The organism is Chroococcidiopsis sp. (assembly GCF_051657925.1).
Lineage (GTDB): Bacteria > Cyanobacteriota > Cyanobacteriia > Cyanobacteriales > Chroococcidiopsidaceae > Chroococcidiopsis.
The window spans coordinates 1-23588 of the sequence record NZ_JBOFLP010000197.1 but is presented as its reverse complement, the minus strand read 5'-3'; the positions used below and the strand labels follow the sequence as shown (position 1 = coordinate 23588).

General features: G+C 45.3%; 23 protein-coding genes, 2 pseudogenes and 1 riboswitch. Of the genes and pseudogenes, 15 read left to right on the top strand and 10 right to left on the bottom strand.

Features of this window, described 5'->3' with window-relative positions:
- The 3 genes from ACRC32_RS15740 to ACRC32_RS15730 all read left to right on the top strand — a co-directional run.
- Positions 1–556: response regulator (locus tag ACRC32_RS15740; protein WP_438554854.1), on the top strand; the 556-nt coding region annotated here is incomplete at its 5' end.
- Positions 557–564: 8 nt separating this feature from the next.
- Positions 565–2280, top strand: coding sequence for a response regulator (locus ACRC32_RS15735; RefSeq protein ID WP_438554853.1), 1716 nt, complete (start codon positions 565–567; stop codon positions 2278–2280).
- A 153-nt stretch (positions 2281–2433) separates the two neighbouring features.
- Positions 2434–2871, top strand: coding sequence for an Rrf2 family transcriptional regulator (locus ACRC32_RS15730; protein WP_438554852.1), 438 nt, complete (start codon positions 2434–2436; stop codon positions 2869–2871).
- Positions 2872–2908: 37 nt separating this feature from the next.
- On the opposite strand, the pseudogene ACRC32_RS15725 reads toward ACRC32_RS15730, so the two are convergent.
- Both ACRC32_RS15725 and ACRC32_RS15720 read right to left on the bottom strand, forming a co-directional pair.
- Positions 2909–3097, bottom strand: a pseudogene (locus ACRC32_RS15725) (WYL domain-containing protein); the annotation flags it as partial.
- 57 nt (positions 3098–3154) lie between these two features.
- Positions 3155–3499: pseudogene (locus ACRC32_RS15720) on the bottom strand (TetR-like C-terminal domain-containing protein); the annotation flags it as partial.
- On the opposite strand from ACRC32_RS15720, the gene ACRC32_RS15715 reads away from it, so the two are divergent.
- The 6 genes from ACRC32_RS15715 (at position 3420) to ACRC32_RS15690 (ending at position 8673) form a co-directional block, all read left to right on the top strand.
- Positions 3420–3845 carry a cytochrome P450 gene (locus ACRC32_RS15715; RefSeq protein ID WP_438554851.1) on the top strand — a complete coding sequence of 142 codons (426 nt, stop codon included), beginning with the start codon at positions 3420–3422 and terminating at the stop codon, positions 3843–3845. The pseudogene ACRC32_RS15720 and the gene ACRC32_RS15715 overlap by 80 nt on opposite strands.
- A 342-nt stretch (positions 3846–4187) precedes the next feature.
- Positions 4188–5318: an aldo/keto reductase gene (locus ACRC32_RS15710; protein WP_438554850.1), complete on the top strand. Its 1131-nt coding sequence runs from the start codon at positions 4188–4190 to the stop codon at positions 5316–5318.
- 32 nt (positions 5319–5350) lie between these two features.
- Positions 5351–6226, top strand: coding sequence for a cyanoexosortase A (gene crtA / locus ACRC32_RS15705; protein ID WP_438554849.1), 876 nt, complete (start codon positions 5351–5353; stop codon positions 6224–6226).
- A 153-nt stretch (positions 6227–6379) separates the two neighbouring features.
- A complete protein-coding gene (locus ACRC32_RS15700; RefSeq protein ID WP_438554848.1) occupies positions 6380–7063 on the top strand; it encodes a cyanoexosortase A system-associated protein in 684 nt (227 codons plus the stop codon).
- 172 nt (positions 7064–7235) lie between these two features.
- On the top strand, positions 7236–7898 hold the full coding sequence (gene hpsJ-A / locus ACRC32_RS15695; RefSeq protein ID WP_438554847.1) for an HpsJ-like protein, cyanoexosortase A-associated: 663 nt from the start codon (positions 7236–7238) through the stop codon (positions 7896–7898).
- Positions 7899–8109: 211 nt separating this feature from the next.
- Positions 8110–8673, top strand: a complete 564-nt coding sequence (locus ACRC32_RS15690) for a hypothetical protein (RefSeq protein WP_438554846.1) — start codon at positions 8110–8112, stop codon at positions 8671–8673.
- On the opposite strand, the gene ACRC32_RS15685 is transcribed toward ACRC32_RS15690, so the two are convergent.
- The 4 genes from ACRC32_RS15685 to sipA form a co-directional block, all read right to left on the bottom strand.
- Positions 8652–8804 (bottom strand): hypothetical protein, encoded by a 153-nt coding sequence (locus ACRC32_RS15685; protein ID WP_438554845.1) that lies wholly within the window; start codon positions 8802–8804, stop codon positions 8652–8654. The genes ACRC32_RS15690 and ACRC32_RS15685 overlap by 22 nt on opposite strands.
- Positions 8805–8852: 48 nt before the next feature.
- Entirely contained in the window at positions 8853–9329 is a 477-nt protein-coding gene (locus tag ACRC32_RS15680) for a hypothetical protein (RefSeq protein WP_438554844.1), read from the bottom strand.
- 69 nt (positions 9330–9398) lie between these two features.
- The gene (locus tag ACRC32_RS15675) at positions 9399–9956 is read right to left on the bottom strand and encodes a peroxiredoxin (protein ID WP_438554843.1); all 558 of its coding nucleotides are present in this window, start codon (positions 9954–9956) and stop codon (positions 9399–9401) included.
- A 36-nt stretch (positions 9957–9992) separates the two neighbouring features.
- Positions 9993–10283, bottom strand: coding sequence for a regulatory protein SipA (gene sipA, locus ACRC32_RS15670; RefSeq protein WP_438554842.1), 291 nt, complete (start codon positions 10281–10283; stop codon positions 9993–9995).
- Here sipA and ACRC32_RS15665 point away from each other — a divergent pair.
- Positions 10277–10429, top strand: coding sequence for a hypothetical protein (locus ACRC32_RS15665; RefSeq protein ID WP_438554841.1), 153 nt, complete (start codon positions 10277–10279; stop codon positions 10427–10429). The genes sipA and ACRC32_RS15665 overlap by 7 nt on opposite strands.
- Here the strand turns inward: ACRC32_RS15665 and ACRC32_RS15660 are convergent.
- From ACRC32_RS15660 to ACRC32_RS15650, 3 genes are all read right to left on the bottom strand, one after another.
- Positions 10386–11372, bottom strand: coding sequence for a sirohydrochlorin chelatase (locus tag ACRC32_RS15660; RefSeq protein ID WP_438554855.1), 987 nt, complete (start codon positions 11370–11372; stop codon positions 10386–10388). The two genes, ACRC32_RS15665 and ACRC32_RS15660, sit on opposite strands and share 44 nt — an antisense overlap.
- Positions 11373–11414: 42 nt before the next feature.
- Positions 11415–11608, bottom strand: a riboswitch (cobalamin riboswitch).
- Between the two features lie 138 nt (positions 11609–11746).
- The gene (locus ACRC32_RS15655) at positions 11747–12226 is read right to left on the bottom strand and encodes a Spy/CpxP family protein refolding chaperone (RefSeq protein WP_438554840.1); all 480 of its coding nucleotides are present in this window, start codon (positions 12224–12226) and stop codon (positions 11747–11749) included.
- On the bottom strand, positions 12201–12341 hold the full coding sequence (locus tag ACRC32_RS15650) for a hypothetical protein (RefSeq protein WP_438554839.1): 141 nt from the start codon (positions 12339–12341) through the stop codon (positions 12201–12203). Before ACRC32_RS15650 ends, ACRC32_RS15655 begins: the two co-directional genes overlap by 26 nt.
- A 213-nt stretch (positions 12342–12554) precedes the next feature.
- Here ACRC32_RS15650 and hemC point away from each other — a divergent pair, with 213 nt between their 5' ends.
- Both hemC and glgA read left to right on the top strand, forming a co-directional pair.
- On the top strand, positions 12555–13544 hold the full coding sequence (gene hemC, locus ACRC32_RS15645; RefSeq protein WP_438554838.1) for a hydroxymethylbilane synthase: 990 nt from the start codon (positions 12555–12557) through the stop codon (positions 13542–13544).
- 86 nt (positions 13545–13630) lie between these two features.
- On the top strand, positions 13631–15055 hold the full coding sequence (glgA, locus tag ACRC32_RS15640) for a glycogen synthase GlgA (RefSeq protein WP_438554837.1): 1425 nt from the start codon (positions 13631–13633) through the stop codon (positions 15053–15055).
- Between the two features lie 98 nt (positions 15056–15153).
- On the opposite strand, the gene ACRC32_RS15635 is transcribed toward glgA, so the two are convergent.
- Positions 15154–16482: a hemolysin family protein gene (locus ACRC32_RS15635; RefSeq protein WP_438554836.1), complete on the bottom strand. Its 1329-nt coding sequence runs from the start codon at positions 16480–16482 to the stop codon at positions 15154–15156.
- A 434-nt stretch (positions 16483–16916) separates the two neighbouring features.
- Here ACRC32_RS15635 and mfd point away from each other — a divergent pair, with 434 nt between their 5' ends.
- The 3 genes from mfd to ACRC32_RS15620 form a co-directional block, all read left to right on the top strand.
- Positions 16917–20615: a transcription-repair coupling factor gene (gene mfd, locus ACRC32_RS15630; RefSeq protein ID WP_438554835.1), complete on the top strand. Its 3699-nt coding sequence runs from the start codon at positions 16917–16919 to the stop codon at positions 20613–20615.
- A gap of 441 nt (positions 20616–21056) precedes the next feature.
- Positions 21057–21728: a 2OG-Fe dioxygenase family protein gene (locus tag ACRC32_RS15625; RefSeq protein WP_438554834.1), complete on the top strand. Its 672-nt coding sequence runs from the start codon at positions 21057–21059 to the stop codon at positions 21726–21728.
- A gap of 169 nt (positions 21729–21897) precedes the next feature.
- The coding region (locus tag ACRC32_RS15620) for a response regulator (RefSeq protein WP_438554833.1) at positions 21898–23588 on the top strand (1691 nt) is incomplete at its 3' end.

The following is a 23588-nucleotide window of genomic DNA, read 5'->3' as shown; positions in this document are numbered from 1 at the left end:
GCCAGGGATGGATGGCTTTGAAGTGACTCGTCATCTCAGGATATTGCCAGAGTTAGCAGGTGTAGTGGCGATCGCGATCTCAGCTAGCGTGTTCGATTTCGATCGGCAGCAGAGTCAAGCAGTCGGTTGCGATGATTTTTTGCCGAAGCCAGTTCGCGAGACAGATTTATTAGAAAAATTAAGGATTCACTTAGGTTTGCAATGGATTTACGAGGAAGAATCAACAGTTCAAACTTTGGATAATTCCCCAATAAGTGAATTAGCAGCAGGAGCGATCGTTTCTCACTACTCCCTGCTCCCTGCTCCCCGCTCCCTGCTCCCTGACCCAAAAAGAGAATTAGCAGCAGGAGCGATCGTTCCTCCTCCAGCCGAGGAGATGGCAAAGTTGCTCGATTTGGCAATGAGGGGTGATATCCGGGGCATTTTAGAACAAGCCGCTAAAATTGAAGCATTAGATCGACGGTGGATGCCATTTGCACTGCATCTACGTCAACTCGCTAAAAGTTATAAAGAGAAACAAATTCTGGAGTTTGTGAAAAAACACTTAGAGATCTAGAGGCATGAATGAGCGTGGCTACTGCCGAACCAGGCACGATCCTAGTGGTCGATGATACTCCTACTAATTTGGAGATCCTTTTCGATTTCTTGACTAATTACGGCTTCAAAATTTTGATCGCTGAAGATGGTGAAAGCGCGCTCCAGAAAGCGGCATATGCCTCACCAGATCTGATCCTGTTAGATATTTTGATGCCAGGGATAGATGGTTTTGAAACTTGCAGCCGTCTCAAAGCCAGTGAATCAACGCGGGAGATTCCGGTAATTTTTATGACTGCCTTATCTGAAACAGCAGATAAAGTGAAAGGTTTGCAGGTGGGAGCAGTCGATTACGTGACTAAGCCATTACAGCATGAAGAGGTTTTGGCAAGGGTGCAGACGCATCTCCGGTTGCGATCGCTAACCAAGCAACTCCGAGCGCAAAACGTACAGTTAGAGCAGGAGATCGAGCAGCGCCAACGGCAGTATCAGCGATCGCAATTATTTGCTGAAGTCACGCTGAAAATTCGCCAATCTCTTCAGTTAGAGGACATACTACAAGCGGCGGCGATCGAAGTCCAGAAGATTCTGCAAGCGGATCGAGTTTTAATTTATCGCCTGCGATCGGATAGCACGGGTAGTGTAGTTGCTCAAGCAGTGCTACCTGGTTGGTTCTCAGTTCTGGGTCAGCAATTTGCTGCGGAAGTTTTTCCAGAAGATTGTCATCAGCTTTACTGTCAAGGGCGAATTCGCGGCATTGCCGATGTGGAACGAGAGGAAAACATTGCGCCTTGTTTAGTTGAATTTATGCGGCAATTCCAAGTTAAAGCAAAACTGGTCGTGCCGATTATTATTAAAGAAGAACTCTGGGGTCTCTTAATTGCCCATCAATGCAGTAGCCCGCGAGACTGGACTGATTTTGAGACAGAGTTGCTGGGACAGCTAGCCGATCAAATTGGTATTGCTATAACTCAAGCTCAACTTTTAGAACAAGAAACTCGCTACTCTCAGGAGCTAGCGCGATCGAATGCCGAACTGCAACAGTTTGCCTCGATCGCCTCTCACGATCTGCAAGAACCATTGCGCAAGATTCAAGCATTTGGCAACAGACTTCAAGAAAAATATGGCGAACTGCTGAGCGAACAGGGATGTGACTACATACAACGGATGCAAAATGCAGCCCAGAGAATGCAGATTTTAATTGATGATTTGCTCGTATTTTCACGAATTACAACTAGGGCGCAACCCTTCGTTGTCGTTAATCTTGCTAAGGTAGCAAAAGAGGTACTATTAGATTTAGAAGTGTTAATTCAACAAACTGAGGCGCAGGTGGAGTTGAGCGAGCTACCAACCATTCATGCCGACCCGTTACAAATGCGTCAGTTATTGCAAAATTTGATTGGCAACGCCCTCAAATTTGGGCGAAAAAACGAACCTCCTTGCGTGAAGATCTACAGTCAAATTATCGATAATCGAGAACAATTAACGGAGAATTTGCTAAATACTTATCTTTGTCAAATTACAGTTGAGGATAACGGTATTGGTTTTGACCAAAAGTATTGCGATCGCATTTTTCAAGTTTTTCAACGGTTGCACGGTCGCAGCGAGTACGAAGGCACGGGCATAGGTTTAGCGATTTGCCGTAAGATTGTCGAGCGACACGGTGGCAGTATTACAGCCGAAAGTACGCCAAGCCAAGGAGCAAAATTTATCGTGACGCTACCCATGCATCAGTCTCTAGACTAAGGGGGTTTTATTTGTGTGGCTGAGATATGCGATCGCTTTGATACTGGTCAGGATCGATGAGTTTTGTTTATCATTTTGATAAGAAACTCTATTTGTTTCGCGCCATCTTGTCACCTAAAGTAAAAACATCGTCCTTTCCGGCTAGTTTTTCCAATGGAACTTTCGAGCAAATCTGAATATGCACTGCTGGCGCTGTTAGAGTTGGCGAATGCTTATCAGAGCGCTCAGCTGCTCCAAATTCGGCAGATAGCAGCCAGACGAGATATACCAGAGCGTTATTTAGATCAACTGCTGGCAATATTGCGGCGAGGCGGACTGATTAAAGGTATCCGTGGAGCTAAGGGTGGTTACATCCTGGCACGAGAACCACGTCAAATTACGCTGCTAGATGCTTTGCGTTGTATCGAAGGATTAGACATCGTGCCTTCGGGAGAGAAGAACGCTCCCGAAGCGACAGAAAGAGGCGCGATTGAGGAAGTTTGGTACAATGCTGAGCAAGCGGCTAATGCGGTTTGGCAAAACTATACGCTCCAAGACTTGTGCGATCGCGTTGCCGCTCGTCGGCAGTTAGATTATATGTACTATATCTAGGCTGAGGAGCTAGTTTCCGTTTGGATTTTTGCCAAATTTAACTCTTGGTTTCGATATCGTACAACTGGCACATGGCAAGGAGTTCTTGTTTGAGGCGATCGCGCATACTCTGTGGTGATACAATGACGCAATCTTGCCGATAACGCAATACTTCTCGAATCAGCCAAAACTCGTTGACAACCCGTCGTACGACTTGACGCACATCGTCAATTGTATCGTCTTCTAAGACACTATCTCAAAACTGATTCGCCTAACATTGGCATAAGAAAGTTGTGTACTGGAACTAGACGGCTGCATTCTGTAAGACAAGATTTAAGCAACGACGAACGTCTACTTCCCAAGACTCAGTTGTAGGGGAAAAAATTAGTATGTACAGCATCACGCCACTCATAATGTCAAATACTAAAGCGGGATTGACATCAAGTTGAATTTCATTTCTTGCTTTTGCCCGTTCCAAGACAACCGCAAAAGCTTGTCGCCGAGGTTGTAAGTATTTTGTCCAGTAAATCTGAGCAAATCGAGAATTACTGGAAGCGCTACTCATAATCATGGCAACCGTTCGTCGCCCAAGCGGACTCAGAGTAATTTGTGCTGCGTTCTGGATGAGCGCGTCCATGTCACCCCATAAGGGTTGGGATATCTATTATCAAATTCCTGAAACTCATCAAGATCCACAACTCTATAAGAATCCAGAACAATTCGACCCTGACCGCTTCTCCCCAGAACGGGCTGAGGACAAACAAAAAGTTTTCAGTCACATTCCATTTGGTGGCGGAATTAGAGAATGCCTGGGTAAAGAGTTTGCCAGATTAGAAATGAAGATATTTGCCGCTCTGTTAGTGCGTCACTATCAATGGGAACTCCTGCCTCACCAAAATCTAGAACGGACGATATTACCTTTCTCACGTCCTCGTGATGGCTTGAAGGTGAAGTTTTGGCGGTACGAAGGCGATCGCGGCGAAAAAACGTGCTGATTTAGAACGATCGAGATTGAGATAGTGTTTTAATGGGCTTTAAGTCAGAAATTTTTTCGGTTTGAAATTTAATTGTCTCCCTATTAGGGATTGAAACACGATTAATTGCAGATACCAAGATAGCTAGATCGCGTTGAAATTTAATTGCCTCCCTATTAGGGATTGAAACCGCAATGAAACCAAAGGAAAAGACCACACCGTGCATGTTGAAATTTCAAGAGCTTCCTATTAGGAATTGACTTTTTTTTTGGAAGTGTTGGAATAAAATCGCCTGCTGCGCTATTGTTGAAATTTAATTGTCTCCCATTAGGGATCGAACCTAGTACAGACTGGACATTCTCAATGCACTACCGACGATTTGGCAAGACGAACCTCAATCTATCTGCATTTTCGTTAGGAACGATGCGCTATTTGGCTTCAGAGGAAAATGCCTATAAAACGATCGATCGCGCAGTTGCACTAGGAATCAATCACATTGAAACAGCTAGAGGCTATGGTAATAGCGAATTATATCTTGGTGCAGCACTCAAAAAAGGTTTGCCTGTCCCTCGTTCCCAGCTTCACATCACAACCAAAATTCCCCCTACGACAGATGCAGACTCGATGCATTGTCATATTAATGAGTCTTTAGAACGTATTGGAGTTGATTATTTAGATTGCTTGGGAATTCACGGAATCAACACTTGGGAACATCTCGATCTCGTACAACAACCAAATGGTTGTATGCAAGCAGTAAGGGAGGCTGTTGCTGATGGACGGATAAGACACGTTGGTTTTTCCACTCACGCATCTTTGGATGTGATATTAGCAGCGATCGCCACCGATCTGTTTGAATTTGTCAACCTACATTATTACTATTTTTTTCAACGTCATGCCCCAGCATTAGAACTCGCCCAGACTAAAGATATGGGTGTGTTTATTATTTCTCCTGCGGATAAGGGAGGACTCTTATACACTCCACCAGAGACACTGAAAGATTTGTGCCAGTCTTTTTCTCCATTAGAACTTAACTATCGCTTTTTACTGAGCGATCGCCGTATTACTACCCTCAGCATCGGTGCAGCTACCCCAGCAGAATTAAGCGTCCCTTTACAAGTTGCTGACTGTGACGCACCCTTAACTGATGCAGAAATTAAAGTATTACAGCGCTTAGAAACTCATGCTGCCACAACTTTAGCGAGCGATCGCTGTAGTCAATGCTACAAATGTCTGCCTTGTCCTGAAAAAATTAATATTCCCGAAGTTTTGCGCCTGCGAAATTTGACTATTGCTTACAATATGCAGGAGTACGGCAAATATCGCTATCAAATGTTTGAAAATGCCGGACACTGGTTTCCTGGCATGAAAGCAAATAAATGTACTCAATGCGGTGATTGTTTACCGCGCTGTCCCGAAAAATTAGATATTCCGCAATTATTATCTGATACTCACGATCGCTTGAATGGCTCTCCTAAACGTAGGTTATGGGGATGATTAGTAATTGGTAATTGGTAATTGGTAATTTTATGAGAGTTTTTCCACAAAATGAATGGCGATCGTTGCGCCAACCTCAGTTTTGGTTAATTGCGATCGCAGGTGGTATAGCGACTACTCATGCAAGTTTAATTTGGCGTAGTGATGCCGATCCAAATCAACTTATTCTCAGTCTTCTTTGTTGGTTCGCTGTGGCAACTTTGTTATGGGAGAAACGTCATAAATTAATTTTGCGAAGCGATATTTTTTCCAGCTTTATCGGCTTTAGTCTTCTCGGGTTTGTTCTCCTCAGAAGCTTATGGATGACTAGTTTCGACAATTTATTTCATTTTATTCCCTTTATCGCTGCTATAGGATTGGTTTTACTTGCTTCTGGAGCAAATAGATTACATCAATATTGGCAAGAGATACTCATTATCTTTGCTTTTTCGATTCCGGTAGAGCTGCTAATTAATCGAATTGGCATTCTAGCTCTATACACGGCGAATTTTGCGTCTTTGATTTTAACTTATCTAGGAGTAGAGTTTTATCGAGAGGGAGTCAACATTATTTTGGCTAATGGCAAAGCTGTAGAGGTAGCTGCTGGCTGTTCTGGTTGGGAAAGTATATTTCCCTTGTTAAAACTATCTGTATTGTTTTTAGTCATGTTTCCGACTAAAACAATTCAAAAAATCCTCATTCCTTTAGCCGCAGTTGCGATCGCCTTTGCTGTCAATGGAGTACGAGTCGCTATTCTAGCAATTTTACACGCTTACACAACCGAAGCTACATTTAAATACTGGCACGTCGGTACGGGTTCGCAAGTCTTTTTTCTAACTTCTACTTTATTATTTGGGGGATTCTGTTATCTAATTAATAAAAGATTACCTTCCGAACATTCAGACAAAAGAGAACTTTCTGAACTATGATTTTCTATATCTTGAATCCGGCGATTATCAGTCGCTGCTACACGAGACTTTACCCGCGCAGGCGGGTTAAAGAAAGTGATTTTTTCCCAGTCTGCGCAGGCGGACTTAGTTTGTATAGTTGCGATTTCTAATCGCCAAGGTGATATTTAAATTATGAAGCTTTGGCAGCGTTGGCGAACACCGCTATTAATTTTCACATTTGTCAATGTATTGTTTGTATCTAGTCGAGTGTTACTCGATTCAAACATTGGTAAGCGAAAAGTTACCCCTTTTACATTTCCTGCTACAGTGCCTCTTCCACAGTGGCAGCAAGTCGCAAGTCAACCGCTACCAGATCGAATTGTAGAACAAGAACCATATGGTATGGTAGCATTTCCAGGTAAACGCTATCAATACAAGCAAAACGACTTGTTACTCAATGTTGATGCACGCTATGAATTAAATACTGTAGGAGATGGACAACAAGCGATCGCAGACGAGCTTAATCTATCATTTTCACCCAATCGCTCTCCACTCCAAATTCGCCATAATCCACAATTAGGTTATTACGCAGTTTTCGTACACCAACAAAGAGCGTATTTAAATGCATGTATTAATTCTCGTGGTGGGAGTACTGTTACTCCTTCCCAATTTGATGCAAATCGCTTGCGCTACGATTTTCAATTTCAACGAATTGCATTCTGGTTATTGGGAAGACAAGAATTAAGAGATAACCGTTGCATTTGGACTCATTTAACTTTACCTTTAAAACAGCCTATGCCTGAAGCTTACTCTACTTTAGAGAAAGCTTGGTTTTCCTGGTATAAGTGGTGGAGTTCTCGCTTTCCTCCAATTTAACAGTTATCAGTTATCAGTTATCAGGTTGTAGGATGTGGGGTATAGGGTGTAGTGGGGAGAATTCGGAATGAATGCATGAATTTTGAATTTTGAATTGCTCCCCTGCTTCCTTGTCCCCCTTGTCCCCCTCTCCTTTGTCTCAAAGAAAATAGTACAACAGGTCATCTGTCTTGTGGCACAATCGCACAATCATCTCGAACCGTTATTTCGTTTAGCAGGTTATACTTTATTAATTTTATTTTTATTAGATCTGCTAGCAATTCTTATTCCTTTCAATTTTACTAATCCCGTGTGGGAGTTTCAGCTAGCAAATCAACTTGCAGAACGCGCACCCGTACCAATTTTAGGGCTAATTTTTGTTTTAATTGGAGAATCTCAATTTCGGCTCTTTAAATTTTTGTCCTGGCTCAGTTTGTCAGGAGGAATTTTATATTTTTTGCTCGTCCCAATATCGCTTAGCGCTATTGTCAGAATCGACCAACAAAATTCAGCTCAAATTGCTACAAGATCGGCACAAATTCAACAGTTAAAAGAACAGATAAATAAAGCACAAACATCAGCAGATATAGCAGCAATTTTAAGTCGCATTAATCCTCAAGCGACTCCGCCAGAAATAGGAAATCCAGAAGTAGTTAAACAACAATTGCTGGCTAGCTTATCTCAGAACGAGCGATCGCTTCAAGCCCAAGCAGCTAGCCGCGAAAATAATCTTGGAACGCAAATCAAAAATACAATCAAGATATGCTTGGGAGCGCTAATTTCTGGAACTTTTTTTCTGGTTATTTGGCAGAAAACCCGCAAGATTGTCAACCAAAGTCAATTGGGGTCGCAGTAGGTGCAAAATCAGTTATCAGTTGTCAGTTAACAGGGAGCAGGGAGCGCACGAGCAGGGAGCGCACGAGCAGGGAGCGCACGAGCAGGGAGCAATGACCAATGACCAATGACCAATGACAAATAACCAATTCTCGAAATCTACTTGCTAATAAAAAATATTTATGTTAACAAGGTCGAGATACAAGTTAAAGTAGCAGCCAGCAGCAAGGGTGATGAATTCATTCTGGAAATTGTCAGGAATTTTAGTGGGAATAAGCTTGGGGGCGATCGCGCCATTGCCAAACTCAAACTCCACGTTACAAATGGTTACAGCTCAGCCCTCTCAAGCTCTGCTAGAACTGGGTCTCATGCGATCGACAATTGACCAAAGCGATCGCGCGATCGCGCCGGATACCACATCTCAAGACACTGTATCTCAAGACACTGTGACAACTCCCAGTCTGTGGTGGGCAAAAGAGCAGTTTGGTGGAGACTTGCTGAGTCATTGGTTGGCTTATCCCGCTCAACAAAATGGCGATTCAGGACGCATCGACTTGCAAGTAAAACGGCAAAATTGGAATTCTTTAGACTATATTCAACAATACGAGTTCGTGCATCATTTTGGTACTGATGCTATGGATCGCGGCTACAATCTGAGAGTTTTCAACGAACAAAAGCAACTTCTAGCCACTTACACTTGTGACTTCAGTGCTATTCCGACTCAATGTCAGATCGATCTTGATGCCAACAGCAAATCGATGATTCGTGGCGGAAGTCAGTTTGGGATGATGCGATGATTTGTAATTGGTTGACAGTTGACGGTTGACAGTAAACGCTGCGCTACACTGCGTGAAGACAGTTGACAGTGAAGAAAGGGTGTGGGGTGTGGGGTGAATTCGGAATTCGGAATTAATCGATCGCTGGTCACTGGTCACTGCTCCCTGCTCCCTGCTCCCTGCTCCCTGCTCCCTACTCCCTATTTAGTAACACGCATGATTTCTCGCCCTATAGTTAGCAACCCTGTCACGCCTAAAGAGACAAAAAAGACGTAAGGATACCAGTATTGGTGAATTTGTTGCTGGTGGCTAAGTTGAGGATGAAGAGTGTAAATAAACAAGGTTAGTAAAGCGATCGCCAGTGCGCCAAAACCAACAAAACTCAAGCCAACTAAGATTCTGGCTGGCTGTAACTCCACATCGCTAATCGCATCGAGATCGATTTCTGCTAACACGCTTAACGAGTCTTCCGCAACCTCTGAAGCCGATTCGATTTTAGCTGCTAATGGCTGCGATACAACTGGGACGATCGCGGCTACAGCTTGACGGCGGATTAATCCTTCCGTATCTCGTAATATTTCTAAAGGTTTGCGATCGGTAATTTCAATCGATTCGCGATCGCTGACTTGATACCTGACTTTTCGTCTAATAGTTTGGTATTTCGGCTCGAAGTCCATAAGACACGCTGAAAACTAAGCTGAAAAATAAGTAGAGACATGACATGGCACGTCTCTACACTTTAGCTTTTAGACAGTGTTTTTTTGTAATTCCTCTAACCGTGCTAGAACTTCCGTGCTGTGAATAGCAGGATTTACCTTCACAAAAGTTTCGCGTAAAATCCCATCTGGGTCGATGAGAAAACTATGGCGCATCGAAACAACACCAATCCACGAACCGTATGCTTTACTCACTTCCCCTGTGGTATCTGCAAGCAAAGGGAATTTTAAACCTTCTGAATCGCAGAATTCAGCATGGGAATCTATAGAATCAGCACTCACTCCAATAATCTGAGCATTTTTGTCGATGTACTTGGGTAAGTCTTGCTGAAACCGCTTGGCTTCTAGGGTACAGCCTGCTGTAAAGTCCTTGGGATAAAAATAAAGTACGACCCACTGACCGCGCAAGTCGGAAAGGGAAACTTCTCCATCTCCCGTATTGGTAGGTAGGGTAAATTGTGGTGCGGGTTGGTTCACTGGTGGTAGTTTACCCCCAAGCGCTAAGGCTGGGGTAGCAAAATGACACCAAACCAAAATAGACAGGCAACACGCAAAAACAGAGGTTAAAAAAGTTCGACGAGATATCATGATGTCAACTGAAAGTCCAGTTAACATAAGTTTACATTAGTCGTCGCTGCGATCGGAATCCGCAGGTAAAGATGGTTCTATGTGAGATGCAGGTGGTGATTCTGGTTCTAATGTGATGCTCTCAATATATTGGCTATCGAGCAGAAAAGTACCGCGATCGAACCGGACGACCCAATACCCCCCAGGACGGCGATCTGTAACTATCCCTTCTTCCCTGAGGCGAATTGTATCGGGAGGGCGCAGCATCGGCATCGGCTCGGCAGTTTTAATGTAAGGCGGTAAGGCGACAACTCGGACTGTTTCGCCTATGGTGAATTCTTTTGTCATTAGCGAGTAGGGAGCAGGGAGCAGGGAGTAGGGAGCAGAGGAGCAAGGGAGTAGGGGAACAACTACCAATTACCCATTACCTATTACCGATTACCAAATCCATTATGGAACTTGCCAGATTTTTTGATGATAGTCTACCGCGTTAGCATAAGGATCTACAGGCGGGTGGTGATGGTCGTGGTGATGGTGATGGCTCTCGTGGGTGTGGCTATGAGAGTGCGTGTCACCTGCTACAGCTGCTAGGCGAAATTTGCACATCTCGCAATTCATCTGGACTTGACCTAAATGGGTTTCGATTTCTCTTTCTCTAAGAATGGTAAATAAAAGGGGATGCAGTCCTATTTCTGGCAAACAGGCGATTTCAATTTGGTGATATTTTTGTTGCTGTTGAGCTGCGACATCAAAAATCTTTTTAACTAGCGTACCCGTAAAGAGAAAGTGAGGTAAGATAACAATCCGTTTTGGCTGATAGAGTAAAGCACGTTGGAAACCTGCTTCTAAGCGCGGGTGCGTGATGCCGATAAAGCAGGTTTCTACAGTAGCATAGCCGCTACCTTCCCAGAGAATACGGGCGAGCTTGCAAGCGTCGCCATTAGCATCAGGATCGCTAGAACCGCGACCGACAAATAATAATACGGTATCTGCACGCTGAATTTGAGGATGGTCTATTTCTGCTAGACGCGATCGCCACAAATCGAGAATTCCAGGCGTAATCCCAAAATGCCGTCCGTAGTAAAATTTGAGCTGCGGATGTCTGGCTCTAGCGCGATCGAGTTCGTTAGTTACATCAAATTTGTTATGCCGTGCGGCAAACAGCAAAATTGGCAGCACGGAAATTTCTGTAAAACCCTTCTCTACGCATCGATCTACCCCTTCCTGAATTGTTGGTTCTGTCAATTCCAGAAAGCAGGGTAGAACTGGTCTAGAGGTATCTAAAGCTTGGTATGCAGAGGCAAAATCTAGTAAGCTTTGCCGTCCAGCTTCATCTCTAGTTCCATGACCGATCAGTAATAGAGGACGCTGTAGCGGCAGAGGTGGTAATTGCAAAGAAATATCTTCCAACGGAGTTAAATGGCGATCGCTAAGCATTGAGATTTTAGCTCCTTTCCCGTGCGACGCAGGAAATAGCGTGAGCGAATAACAGCACAGGCATTCTGGCTTACTATTCGTCATCGTTCATCAGTTATCAGTCATTTGCAGTTATAGCAACAAATGACAAGTGACAAATGACAAGTGACAAAATCGTTTACAGCTGCGGCACAGCCTCGGACTTACACCGATGTTTCCCTATGCTATTACAGTTCACTTGTGCCTAGATATCTTAACCGATTTGACCTACAACAAAAATACTGGGGGAGGGGTTGTCAGGGAGTAGGGAGTAGGGAGTAGAGGAGTAGAGGAGCAGAGGAGTAGAGAGTAGGGAGCAGTTCATTTTGACTTTTGAATTTTGACTTTTGACTTTCTTAGCGATCGCCTCTTCGTCCCTTCCAGCCTCGCTCTTGCCTCATTTGCTGCAGTTGTTGTTGCTGTTCTGGGGTTAATACTGCGTCAAACTGAGATTTGGCAGATTGACGAATTTGTTGCATTCTGGTTTTCTGCTCTGGAGTTAGGTTGAGAGAAGCTAACGCTTCGCGGCGGCGTTGTCTGCTTTCTCTAACGGTTTTGAGTTGTTCCAGCTGTGCTGGTGTCATGACTGCTTCGATTTGAGCGCGGGTGTTCCGGCGGATTTCGGCAATTTTATCTCTTTGTTCCTGAGTCAGCCCCAGTTTTTCAAATCGAGGTGGGACTTTATCTTGAGCTTGGGCGATTGTTTGTGACGCGGAAGTTGGCGATCCAGGTGCAATAGGTTCAGCTTGAGCTACTAGCGGTACGGTGGCAATACTCAAGGCGATCGCGCTGGCTAATACAGGAATATGTTTAAATTGTCTGGTGATGAATTGCATAGTAAGGCTCTCTGACGGTGCTGAGATTTGATATCACCATCATAAGAAGGGAAAAATCGCGATCGCCTGTGGAGAAAGTAACGAATGTAACTATGACTTTAGTCATGATGGTCATTGGTCATTGGTCATTGGTCATTGGTCATTAGTCATTTGTTGACTGACAACTGTTCGCTGCTCCCTGCTCCCTGCTCCCTGCTCCCTGCTCCCTGCTCCCTGCTCCCTGCTCCCTGCTCCCTGCTCCCTGCTCCCTGCTCCCTGACCATTGAGTGCAGTCCTGCGGTAGTCTAGATCGAGTGACTCAGATTTAAGCTATAAATGCTGCTTTAGTATGTCCTCTAACGCCTCATCCACGGTTTCCAGCCCTGCCCGCACGATTCGCATCGGTTCGCGCAAGAGCCAATTGGCTTTAGTTCAAACTTATTGGGTGCAAGAACAACTGCAAAAAGCTTTCCCAGATCGCACGTTTGAAGTCCACACTATGTCTACTCAAGGGGATAAAATTCTCGACGTTGCCCTTGCCAAGATTGGTGATAAAGGGTTGTTTACTAAAGAGTTAGAAGTGGGGATGCTCAATCAGGAAATCGATTTTGCCGTACATTCCCTGAAAGACTTGCCGACTCGCTTACCGGAAGGGTTGATGTTGGGAGCGGTCACAGAAAGAGAAAATCCGGCAGATGCTTTAGTATTACATTCTAAGTATAAAGATAAACAATTCGATACATTGCCAGAAGGAGCCGTCATCGGGACTTCCTCACTACGCCGACTGGCACAACTGCGCTATCACTTCCCCCACCTAGCATTTAAAGACGTGCGTGGTAACGTAATTACACGCCTGCAAAAACTCGATGCTGGAGAATATGATGCCCTAGTATTGGCAGTAGCGGGGCTGCAAAGGCTAGGGTTGGGCGATCGCGTCGATCGGGTCATTCCAGCAGAAATCTCCTTGCACGCTGTCGGACAGGGCGCTTTGGGAATAGAATGTCGTGAGGGTGACGAAGAAGTCTTATCTTTAATTAAGGCGATCGAAGACGTACCCACACGCGATCGCGCTCTTGCAGAACGTGCCTTTTTGCGAGAATTAGAAGGTGGCTGTCAAGTGCCTATTGGCGTTAACACTAGCCTGGAGGGAGACGTGCTAACTCTCACGGGTATAGTAGCTAGTTTAGACGGGCAAAGATTGGTTAAAGATACCGTAACTGGTGCGCCCACAGAGGCAGAAAAGCTTGGCATCGAATTAGCCCAACGCCTTCGTCAACAAGGAGCGCAAGAGATACTAGCCGAAATCTTCGCGCAAATTCAACGCGGACAGGTATTGTAGAGACGTTACGTGTAGAGACGTTACATGTCACGCCTCTACACAGAGCGACCTCTACCAATCTACTCACCACTCACTACTCACTAAACATGCGAATTTTGTTTGTAGCCGCAGAAGCAGCGCCAGTCGCCAAAGTTGGCGGAATGGGCGATGTCGTCGGAGCGTTGCCGAAAATTCTCAGAGAAATGGGGCATGACGTGCGAATTTTTCTGCCCTATTATGGCTTTCTGCCAGACAAAATGGAGATTCCCCAAGATCCAATCTGGTCTGGAGCTGCCATGTTTCAGGAATTTAAGGTTTACGAAGCCGTGCTGCCTGGAACGGATGTTCCCTTGTATTTATTCGAGCATCCAGCATTTGCACCCCGTCGCATTTATTCTGGGGAAGACGAACACTGGCGTTTCACCTTGTTTGCTAACGGCGCAGCAGAATTTTGCTGGAACTATTGGAAACCCGATATTATCCACTGTCACGATTGGCATACAGGGATGATTCCCGTTTGGATGCACCAATCTCCAGATATTACCAGCGTATTTACGATTCATAACTTGGCTTATCAAGGTCCCTGGCGTTGGTATTTAGAGAAGATTACGTGGTGTCCTTGGTACATGCAAGGACATAATACAATGGCAGCGGCGGTACAATTTGCCGATCGCGTTAATACAGTTTCTCCAACTTATGCCCAACAGATTCAGACGGCAGCTTATGGCGAAACTCTCGAAGGTTTAATGTCTTTTATTAGCGGTAAATTATGGGGTATTGTTAATGGCATTGATGTTGATGTCTACAATCCAGAAAACGATAAATATATTGCTAAAACTTTCACAACAGCAACCTTAGAACAGCGGAAGCCAAATAAAGTCGCCATTCAAGAAGAAGTGGGGTTAGAGGTTAACTCCAAAGCCTTTTTAGTGGGTATGGTGACGCGGTTGGTAGAACAGAAAGGAATTGATTTGGCAATCCAAATTTTGGATCGTTTTCTCTCGTATACCGATGCCCAAATTATTATTTTAGGCACGGGCGATCGCTATTATGAAACTCAATTGTGGCAGATGGCATCGCGTTTTCCCGGGCGGATGGCAACGTATTTACTCTACAATGATGCCCTTGCCCGTCGTATTTATGCTGGTAGCGATGCCTTCTTGATGCCAAGTCGATTTGAACCCTGCGGTATCAGTCAAATGATGGCGTTGCGTTACGGTTGCGTGCCGATTGTGCGTCGTACTGGCGGCTTAGTTGATACTGTTATTCATCACGACCCTGAAAATAATGCAGGTACGGGTTATTGTTTCGATCGCTACGAACCCTTAGACCTTTATACTTGTATGGTGCGTGCTTGGGAAGGTTTTCACTACAAACCAAATTGGCGAGCCTTACAACAGCGGGGAATGCAACAAGACTTCAGTTGGTATCAGTCGGCAAAAGAATACGTGAAAATGTATAACTCAATGTACGGCACTACTGAGGAAGTAGAAACACCCCAACTGCAAACAGAAGAATTAATTCCGAAATAGTTACCTAATGTAGGGGCGGGTTTACCCGAAATATTGACTCTCATCTGAAAATCTCAATAAACCCGCCCATCCGAATTAATTAACAAATTCTCCATTACCTAATCTTCCTTCTCCTGCTTTACCCCTCTACCTTCCATCGGAGTAACTAACACTTTATCTACTCGATTACCATCCATATCCATCACTTCAAACTGCAATAATTCCCATGCAAAATGATCTGCAGCTGAGGGAATGCGACCGAGATGAGTAATTACAAATCCGCCTAAAGTTTGATAACTGCCCCTGTGTTCTTTAGGAATTTCTTCAATATCAAAAATCTTAAAAAATTCATCTACAGATAACATCCCATCCAGCAACCAAGAACCATCTTCCCGCTGCACTGCCATCGGTTCCTCTAGATCGCCTGCGTTGGGGACATCACCCACAATTTCCACCATGATGTCATTCAGCGTCACCAATCCTTGAATCACGCCATATTCATCTACCACCAATGCCATGTGAATGCCCGTTTGCTTAAATAATTCTAGGATTTTTAATCCTCTGGTACTTTCGGGAACAAATATAGGTTGTCGCAATGATACGGTAAGGTCGAGGGCTTGACCGGACAAACAACGCTCTAACATATCCGTAACATGACTGATTCCCAGAACGTTATCTAAACCCTCTTGACAAACTGGAAAGCGGGAATGACAGCTATCGAGAATTTTTTGGCGATTTTCTTCAGGGGTATCCTCCAAGTCCAGCCAAACAATATCAGGACGGGGTGTCATTAAAGCACTAACGGGGCGATCGCCTAACCGAAATACCCGTTCTACCATATCCTGTTCGGCAGCTTCAAATGTTCCTGCTTCCGTCCCCTGTTCGATCAAAACGCGGATTTCTTCTTCTGTAACTTGGGGTTCTGACGAGGGCTGAATGCCTAACACTCGCAGTACCAAATCTGTCGATGCACTTAAAAGATGAACCACAGGCGAGGCGATCGCTGCTAATGTCCGCATTGGTACAGCCATGGTAGCAGCAATGCGTTCCGGATTATTTAATGCCAGCCTTTTTGGGACCAATTCGCCTAAAATTAGCGATAAATAGGTAATTCCCACAACCACAACGCCAAAACTGATTGCTTGTCTGTAGGGAGCAAGCATAGGGATGCGGTTTAGCGTGTTTGCTAAGGTATTGCTCAAGGTTGCTCCTCCAAAAGCACCTGCCAAGATGCCAATTAGAGTGATACCGATTTGTACTGTAGACAAAAATCGATTTGGGGCATCTGCCAGTTCTAAGGCAACACGGGCTTTAACATTCCCTTGACTTGCCAATTGTTGCAGTCTCACCTTGCGGGCTGAGACAATTGCCATTTCTGACATGGCAAATATGCCATTAGCAATCACGAGCAGGAAAATAATCAGAATTTCAACAGCAATGGAGGACATTAGTTTAATTTCTGCTACCTAGGATAGGCAGTGCTGAATGTTGGCTACCTATTATCCAGTATCGGAGATCTTTTCATCTCCAGTTTCTCGCTTCCAAGTCATGATGCAACAATTTTTCATAGAATCTCAATTGGATGGAGGGGCAGAATAAGCAACTATACTTAGGTAGGGAGCAGGGAGCAGGGAGCAGGGAGCAGTGACCAGTTATCAGTGACCAGTGACCAGTGACCAGTGACCAGTTATCAGTGAAGACAGTAGTTATGACTAACCACTCACTACACCCCACACCCTACACCCCACACCCCACACCCTTTCTTCACTGACAACTGATAACAACTACCGATTACCCTTCCCCCTATTGTTGTTTGCAATTTTAAAATGAAGAAATAGCATCTATCCCGTTGCAATTTTCCGTCTGCTGTAGCTAATAACTTATGGCTTTTTCTTCTATCGTGCGCGCCTTAGGGCGATCGCCACTGTCAACCGAACTCATATCTAAACTCAATCGCCAGCAGGTTTGTTCTCTCAATGGCGTTTCGCGCTTGCCTAAAGGATTGGTGGCTTCGGCTTTAGCACAAGCACAACAGCGTCACCTACTCGTTATCTGCGCCACTCTGGAAGAAGCCGGACGCTGGACAGCTCAACTCGAATCGATGGGTTGGGATCGAGTCCATTTTTACCCGACCTCAGAAGCATCGCCCTACGAACCCTTTGACCCCGAAACCGAAATGACTTGGGGACAGATGCAGGTGTTGGCAGATTTGATTGAGGAAACGGGAGGAATGAAGAGAGCTGAGGAAGCTGAGGGAGAAAAAACAATCCAAAATCCAAAATCTAAAATCCAAAATTCGCCCTCACTCCTCGCTCCTCGCTCCTCACCCCCGATCGCAGTTGTGGCGACAGAAAGAGCCTTACAACCCCACTTACCACCAGCAGACGTGTTTCAACCCTATTGTCTGACAATTAGTAAGGGGATGGAATTCGATCTAGGTGACTTTGGCGATCGCCTTGCGGCAATGGGTTACGATCGCGTACCCACGGTAGAAACTGAAGGACAATGGAGCAGGCGCGGCGATATTGTAGACGTATTTCCCGTCTCTTCCGAATTGCCCGTGCGTTTGGAGTGGTTTGGCGATGAAATCGAACAAATTCGCGAGTTCGACCCAGCGACTCAACGCAGTTCTGTGGGTGGCACGGCACTTGACAAAATATCACGAGTCGTGCTTACACCAACCAATTTTGCTCCCATCGTCAAAGCAGCACTAACGGAGGAACAAACAGAAATTGTTAAAACCTACCTTTCCCCAGAAGAACGAGAACTATTCGACGCAGGAAATGACCCAGAAGGTAGCCGCCGCTTTCTGGGTTTAGCTTTCCCCCAACCCGCATCCCTTCTTGACTATTTACCCAAAGATACAATTATCACCATTGACGAGTTAGAACTGTGTCAAGCGCACAGCGATCGCTGGGTGGAGAATGCAGAGGAACAGTGGCAACAATTAGGGAGCAGGGAGCAGGGAGCAGGGGAAGAAAGCAGAGGAGCAGAGGAGCAAAGGAGCAGGGGAGCAACTACCAACTACCAACTACCAACTACCAACTACCAACTACCAAAAGTCCATAGAACATTTGAAGACTCATTAGCAACAGCCCAAGGATTTCAGGAATTATATTTATCAGAATTGGCAATTGAAGAAAGCCCCTCACTCCTCGCTCCTCACTCCTCGCCCCTCAATCTTGCCAGTCGTTCGATTCCCGTCACTCCTCATGCGTTTGGGAAGTTAGCAGAGACAATTAGACAAGAACGCGATCGCGGTTTTTCGACTTGGCTGGTTTCGGCTCAACCATCCCGTTCTGTTGCCTTATTGCAGGAACACGATTGTCCCGCCCAATTTATCCCCAATCCTCGCGATTACCAGGCGATCGATAAATTACAAGCTCAGCGTACACCTGTGGCGTTGAAATATTCGGGGGTAGCAGAATTAGAAGGTTTTATTCTCCCCACGTTTCGTTTGATGGTGGTGACTGACCGCGAATTCTACGGTCAGCATAGCCTCGCTACCCCTAGTTATATCCGCAAACGCCGCCGCGCCGCCTCGAAGCAAGTCGATCCGAATAAGTTGCGTCCTGGGGATTTTGTCGTTCACAGAAATCACGGGATCGGTAAGTTTCTGCGGCTGGAAAGTCTGACGATCGATCGCGAAACGCGAGAATATTTAGTCGTGCAATATGCCGATGGTTTGTTGCGCGTTGCTGCCGATCAACTCGGTTCGTTATCAAGGTTTCGCGCCACCGATAGCAAGCCGCCAGAACTGAATAAAATGTCGAGTAAGGCGTGGGCAAATACAAAAAATCGCGCCAGAAAAGCAATCAAAAAACTGGCGGTGGATCTGCTGCAATTATATGCTCAGCGATCGCAGCAATCGGGTTATGCTTACCCAATTGATTCTCCTTGGCAGGTAGAATTAGAAGATTCTTTCCCCTATCAACCGACAACAGACCAACTCAAAGCGACTCAAGATGTCAAGCGCGACATGGAAAGCGATCGCCCGATGGATCGTTTAGTCTGTGGCGATGTGGGTTTTGGTAAGACTGAAGTAGCAATTCGCGCTGTTTTTAAAGCTGTCACAGCAGGTAAGCAAGTTGCTTTGCTTGCCCCTACCACTATTTTGACGCAACAGCACTATCACACGTTAAAAGAACGCTTTGCCCCTTATCCGGTAAATGTCGGCTTACTCAACCGCTTTCGGAGTGCCGAGGAACGCAAAGATCTACTCAAGCGATTGGCGACAGGTGAATTAGATATTGTTGTCGGGACGCACCAACTATTAGGTAAAGGTGTCAGCTTCCGCGATTTGGGACTATTGGTAATCGACGAAGAACAAAGATTTGGGGTGAACCAGAAAGAAAAAATTAAAGCCTTGAAAACTCAATTAGACGTACTAACTCTTTCTGCGACTCCCATTCCCCGCACCTTGTATATGTCATTGTCGGGAATTCGGGAAATGAGTTTGATTACTACGCCGCCTCCCTCCCGCCGACCGATCAAAACTCACCTCGCACCTTACGATACTGAATCAATTCGTAGCGCCATTCGTCAAGAACTCGATCGCGGCGGACAAGTTTTTTATGTCGTTCCGCGTGTGGAAGGAATTGAAGAGACAGCAGCGACTTTAAGAGAAATTGTTGGCGGGGCGAGAATTGCAGTTGGACACGGACAATTAGATGAAAACCAATTAGAATCAACGATGCTTTCCTTTAGCAATGGGGAAGCCGATATTTTGGTTTGCACGACAATTATTGAATCGGGCTTAGATATCCCGCGTGTGAATACAATTCTAATCGAAGATGCTCATCGCTTCGGTTTATCCCAACTCTACCAGTTGCGGGGGCGTGTCGGACGGGCGGGAATTCAGGCTCATGCCTGGTTATTTTATCCTAAACAACGGGCGCTATCCGATACAGCAAGGCAGCGTTTGCGGGCAATTCAAGAATTCACCCAACTCGGTTCTGGCTATCACTTGGCAATGCGCGATATGGAAATTCGCGGTGTGGGAAATTTGTTAGGCGTAGAACAATCCGGTCAAATGGATGCAATTGGTTTCGATCTGTATATGGAAATGTTAGAAGAAGCCTTGCGCGAAATTCGCGGTCAGGAAATTCCCCAAGTGGAAGATACGCAAATCGATTTGAATTTGACGGCGTTTATTCCCACAGATTACATTACCGATTTAGACCAGAAGATGAGTGCATATCGGGCTGTAGCAGCGGCGAAAACCAAGGAAGAATTAATCCAACTTGCCGCAGATTGGAGCGATCGCTACGGGGCAATTCCCACGGGTGCAACTCAATTATTGCGCGTCATGGAATTAAAGCAACTAGCGAAAAAATTAGGATTTAGCCGCATCAAACCCGAAGGTAAACAGCACGTAGTCTTAGAAACTGCGATGGAAGAACCAGCTTGGAATTTGATGATTGCCAACTTACCCGATAGTTTGCGATCGCGCTTTGTTTACTCGCCTGGTAAAGTCACCGTGCGCGGTTTAGCAGTCCTCAAAACCGAACAACAATTGCAAACTTTAATTGATGCTTTGAGCAAGATGCAAGGTGCAGTTCCAGAAACGGTAATGGTTTAATGGGTAATTGGTAATGGGTCATTTGTAGGGGCGGGTTTATTGCTTGATTCTGGCATGTACGAAGATCTAGATGAAAAACCCGCCCTACGCTTTGATTTCCCCCACCTAAATTGTCATACGTGCATATTGGTTAGTAACCCACTGTATAAAGATATCGAATGGTTTTAGAGTAGGGGAATTTCTTATCTGTACTTTGGCAAGCGATAACTTCGTTCAGCTTCGCTAACGCAGTATTTAGACACGATTTCAGTATTTTTACTTACAAAATATGGCTCGAAGAAAATTTAGTATTCTTTGAGACAATTTTGCCATTTTGTTAATAAAGTGAAACTTTTTGTAATGAAGTTAACAGCAGTTTGAAAAATCCAAATTATACTATAAATATGGATTGTTTCTACGAGCAAATACACTCGGGGATCGAAAATAAAGGATTAGTTTTCTATGCAAAAAGTACTAAATTCAAAAAAATTAGGCTACGACTTATTATTTACATTACAAAAGGCAAATTTCATCAACTTAGAAGAGTTGCAGCGCTTTTTCCAAGATTTGCCAGTAGATCCATACATTAAGGGTAACTATCGCCGCCGCCGTTTATCCCGTTTTAGCATAACAGAGGGAAAAGTGGTGAAATTACCTCACGGTCGCTTATTTCAAAGCAAAGAATATAATCCTGTAGTAGGAGATATTCAAAGAGAGTTTCATGAAATTGATGATGCTCTGGTAGTGCATGAAGATTTTACAAGATTGCTGTTTGCTTTTAATGATGCTTGTAAATTGTATTCTGACTCTCGGGAAATTGGCGTACATCAAATTAGAACGACTTGTTCTGCAACCAATTTTGGTAATCCAGCACCAGAGGGAATTCATCGAGACGGGACAGATCTGATTGCGATCTTTTCTATCGGACGTAATAACGTCCAAGGTGGAGAGACGCACTTATACAGATCTAAAAAGGAAAGTCCTGTGTTTAATAAAACCCTCAACCCTGGAGAACTTTTGCTACTTAACGATCGCGAATTTTTCCATTACACGACTCCCGTTAAACCTCTCAATGATGAGACAGATGGAACGAGGGACGTGTTTGTATTAACTTGTCCGAGTCTGCTGTCGTAGTCGTTGTCACTTGTAGGGGCGCACAGATGTGCGCCCTTAATTGTTAAGTAAAATTGTCGTTGCTAATATCGATAAGAATTACAACAGGCGATCGCAGATTGCTAGGAGCCAGATTGCGAGAGTGTTAATCTAAGCTTGGCAAACATCCAAGCAGATAGAAAAACTTCGCGTGGACATTTTATTAGTAGAAGATGACCAACCTATAAGGGTAGTTTTGGCGGAGGTGCTTTCTAGCCAGCAATATGTTGTGGATGTGGCAACCGATGGAGAAACGGGACTGAAATTAGCACGAGCCAAAGTTTACGATCTGCTGCTGTTAGATGTGATGCTGCCTAAGCTGAATGGGATCGGTTTGTGCAAACTTCTGCGAGCTGAAGGATATCAAAATCCGATCCTACTGCTGACGGGGAAAGATAGCAGTGGCGATCGCGTGGCAGGATTAGACGCAGGGGCAGATGATTACGTCGTTAAACCCTTTGATATACCGGAACTATTAGCGCGAGTGCGGGCATTAACCAGGCGGGGTAACTCAGCGCCATCGAGCGTGACAACCTGGGAGAACGTGCAACTAGATGCGGTTAACAGCGAAGTGAGTTGTAACGGACAACGCCTCAACCTCACGCCCAAAGAATTCTGCTTGCTAGAACTTTTTTTTGGCAACCCCAAGCGAGTCTTCAGCCGTAGTGCTATCCTCGATCGGTTATGGGATGTTGCCGAGTCCCCAGGGGAAGAAACAGTCAGCACCCACATCAAATGTCTGCGGCAAAAATTGAAAGCTGCCGGTGCAACAGACCCGATTGAAACAGTTCACGGTTTGGGATATCGGTTGAGACAAGCTAGTGAGGGAGCAGGAAGCAGGGAGCAGGGAAGCGGGCAGAGGGCGAGGTTTCCTCGCCATCGGAGCCGCGTAGCAGGGAAGCGGGCAGAGGGCGAGGTTTCCTCGCCATCGGAGCCGCGTAGCAGGGAGCAGAGGAGCAGGGGAGCAACTACCAATTACCCATTACCAATTACCAAAGGCGCACAGTCGAGAACTGCTAAAGTCTGGGAAAAGCATAAGGATAAGATTGTGGCACAAGTGGCTGTGTTGGGGCAAGCAGCACGAGCATTGGTGCAAAATGAGCTAACGCCTCAACTACGACAACAGGCTCACGCTGAGGCTCATAAATTGGCTGGTTCTTTGGGAATTTTTGGGTTAATGGCAGGACCTCACTTAGCGCGGGAATTAGAACTATTGCTGCACCCAGATATAGTGCTAGAAACAGCCCAAAATCAACAGATCGTAATACTGGCACAATTGTTGCAACAGGAATTGATAAATCCTGCCGTGCTAACAGCCACGGTAATAGAACCTCAATCCGCCGCCCATGTACCGCTGATCTTGATTGTCGATGACGATCTGATGCTAGCAGAGCGGGTAAGAGTAGAGGCGATCGCCTGGGGAATGCGAGTTGAAGTGGCGACAGATATTGATGTTGCCAGACAAACGATCGCTCAGACTCCACCAGATGCCGTTCTGCTCGATCTCAACTTTCCCAGCGCTCAAGAAGATGGGATAACGCTGCTGCGGGAGTTAGCCAACCGCTTTCCTACGATTCCCGCGATCGCATTTACGGGAAGAGAAAGCCTAGCAGATCGAGTCGCCGTGGCTCAACTGGGTGGATGTGCTTTTCTACATAAACCATTACCGACTTACGAAATTCTCAAAGCGGTAACAGAAGCACTCAAACCGCAACGCCAGAACAGGGGAAATCGCGTCATGCTGGTGGACGACGACCCAGTTATCCTAGAAACGCTCTCCGAGCAACTCCACGATTTAGGGATGGAAGTTACGAGTTTGAAAAACCCTAAACAATTCTGGCA

Excerpts from the sequence above, each read along its gene's own strand:
- ACRC32_RS15735 (WP_438554853.1), top strand. The coding sequence starts at position 565 with ATGAGCGTGGCTACTGCCGAACCAGGCACGATCCTAGTGGTCGATGAT.
- ACRC32_RS15730 (WP_438554852.1), top strand. The coding sequence starts at position 2,434 with ATGGAACTTTCGAGCAAATCTGAATATGCACTGCTGGCGCTGTTAGAG.
- ACRC32_RS15715 (WP_438554851.1), top strand. The coding sequence starts at position 3,420 with ATGGCAACCGTTCGTCGCCCAAGCGGACTCAGAGTAATTTGTGCTGCG.
- ACRC32_RS15710 (WP_438554850.1), top strand. The coding sequence starts at position 4,188 with ATGCACTACCGACGATTTGGCAAGACGAACCTCAATCTATCTGCATTT.
- crtA (WP_438554849.1), top strand. The coding sequence starts at position 5,351 with ATGAGAGTTTTTCCACAAAATGAATGGCGATCGTTGCGCCAACCTCAG.
- ACRC32_RS15700 (WP_438554848.1), top strand. The coding sequence starts at position 6,380 with ATGAAGCTTTGGCAGCGTTGGCGAACACCGCTATTAATTTTCACATTT.
- ACRC32_RS15690 (WP_438554846.1), top strand. The coding sequence starts at position 8,110 with ATGAATTCATTCTGGAAATTGTCAGGAATTTTAGTGGGAATAAGCTTG.
- ACRC32_RS15680 (WP_438554844.1), bottom strand. The coding sequence starts at position 9,329 with ATGGACTTCGAGCCGAAATACCAAACTATTAGACGAAAAGTCAGGTAT.
- ACRC32_RS15675 (WP_438554843.1), bottom strand. The coding sequence starts at position 9,956 with ATGATATCTCGTCGAACTTTTTTAACCTCTGTTTTTGCGTGTTGCCTG.
- sipA (WP_438554842.1), bottom strand. The coding sequence starts at position 10,283 with ATGACAAAAGAATTCACCATAGGCGAAACAGTCCGAGTTGTCGCCTTA.
- ACRC32_RS15660 (WP_438554855.1), bottom strand. The coding sequence starts at position 11,372 with ATGCTTAGCGATCGCCATTTAACTCCGTTGGAAGATATTTCTTTGCAA.
- ACRC32_RS15655 (WP_438554840.1), bottom strand. The coding sequence starts at position 12,226 with ATGCAATTCATCACCAGACAATTTAAACATATTCCTGTATTAGCCAGC.
- ACRC32_RS15650 (WP_438554839.1), bottom strand. The coding sequence starts at position 12,341 with ATGACCATCATGACTAAAGTCATAGTTACATTCGTTACTTTCTCCACA.
- hemC (WP_438554838.1), top strand. The coding sequence starts at position 12,555 with ATGTCCTCTAACGCCTCATCCACGGTTTCCAGCCCTGCCCGCACGATT.
- glgA (WP_438554837.1), top strand. The coding sequence starts at position 13,631 with ATGCGAATTTTGTTTGTAGCCGCAGAAGCAGCGCCAGTCGCCAAAGTT.
- ACRC32_RS15635 (WP_438554836.1), bottom strand. The coding sequence starts at position 16,482 with ATGTCCTCCATTGCTGTTGAAATTCTGATTATTTTCCTGCTCGTGATT.
- mfd (WP_438554835.1), top strand. The coding sequence starts at position 16,917 with ATGGCTTTTTCTTCTATCGTGCGCGCCTTAGGGCGATCGCCACTGTCA.
- ACRC32_RS15625 (WP_438554834.1), top strand. The coding sequence starts at position 21,057 with ATGCAAAAAGTACTAAATTCAAAAAAATTAGGCTACGACTTATTATTT.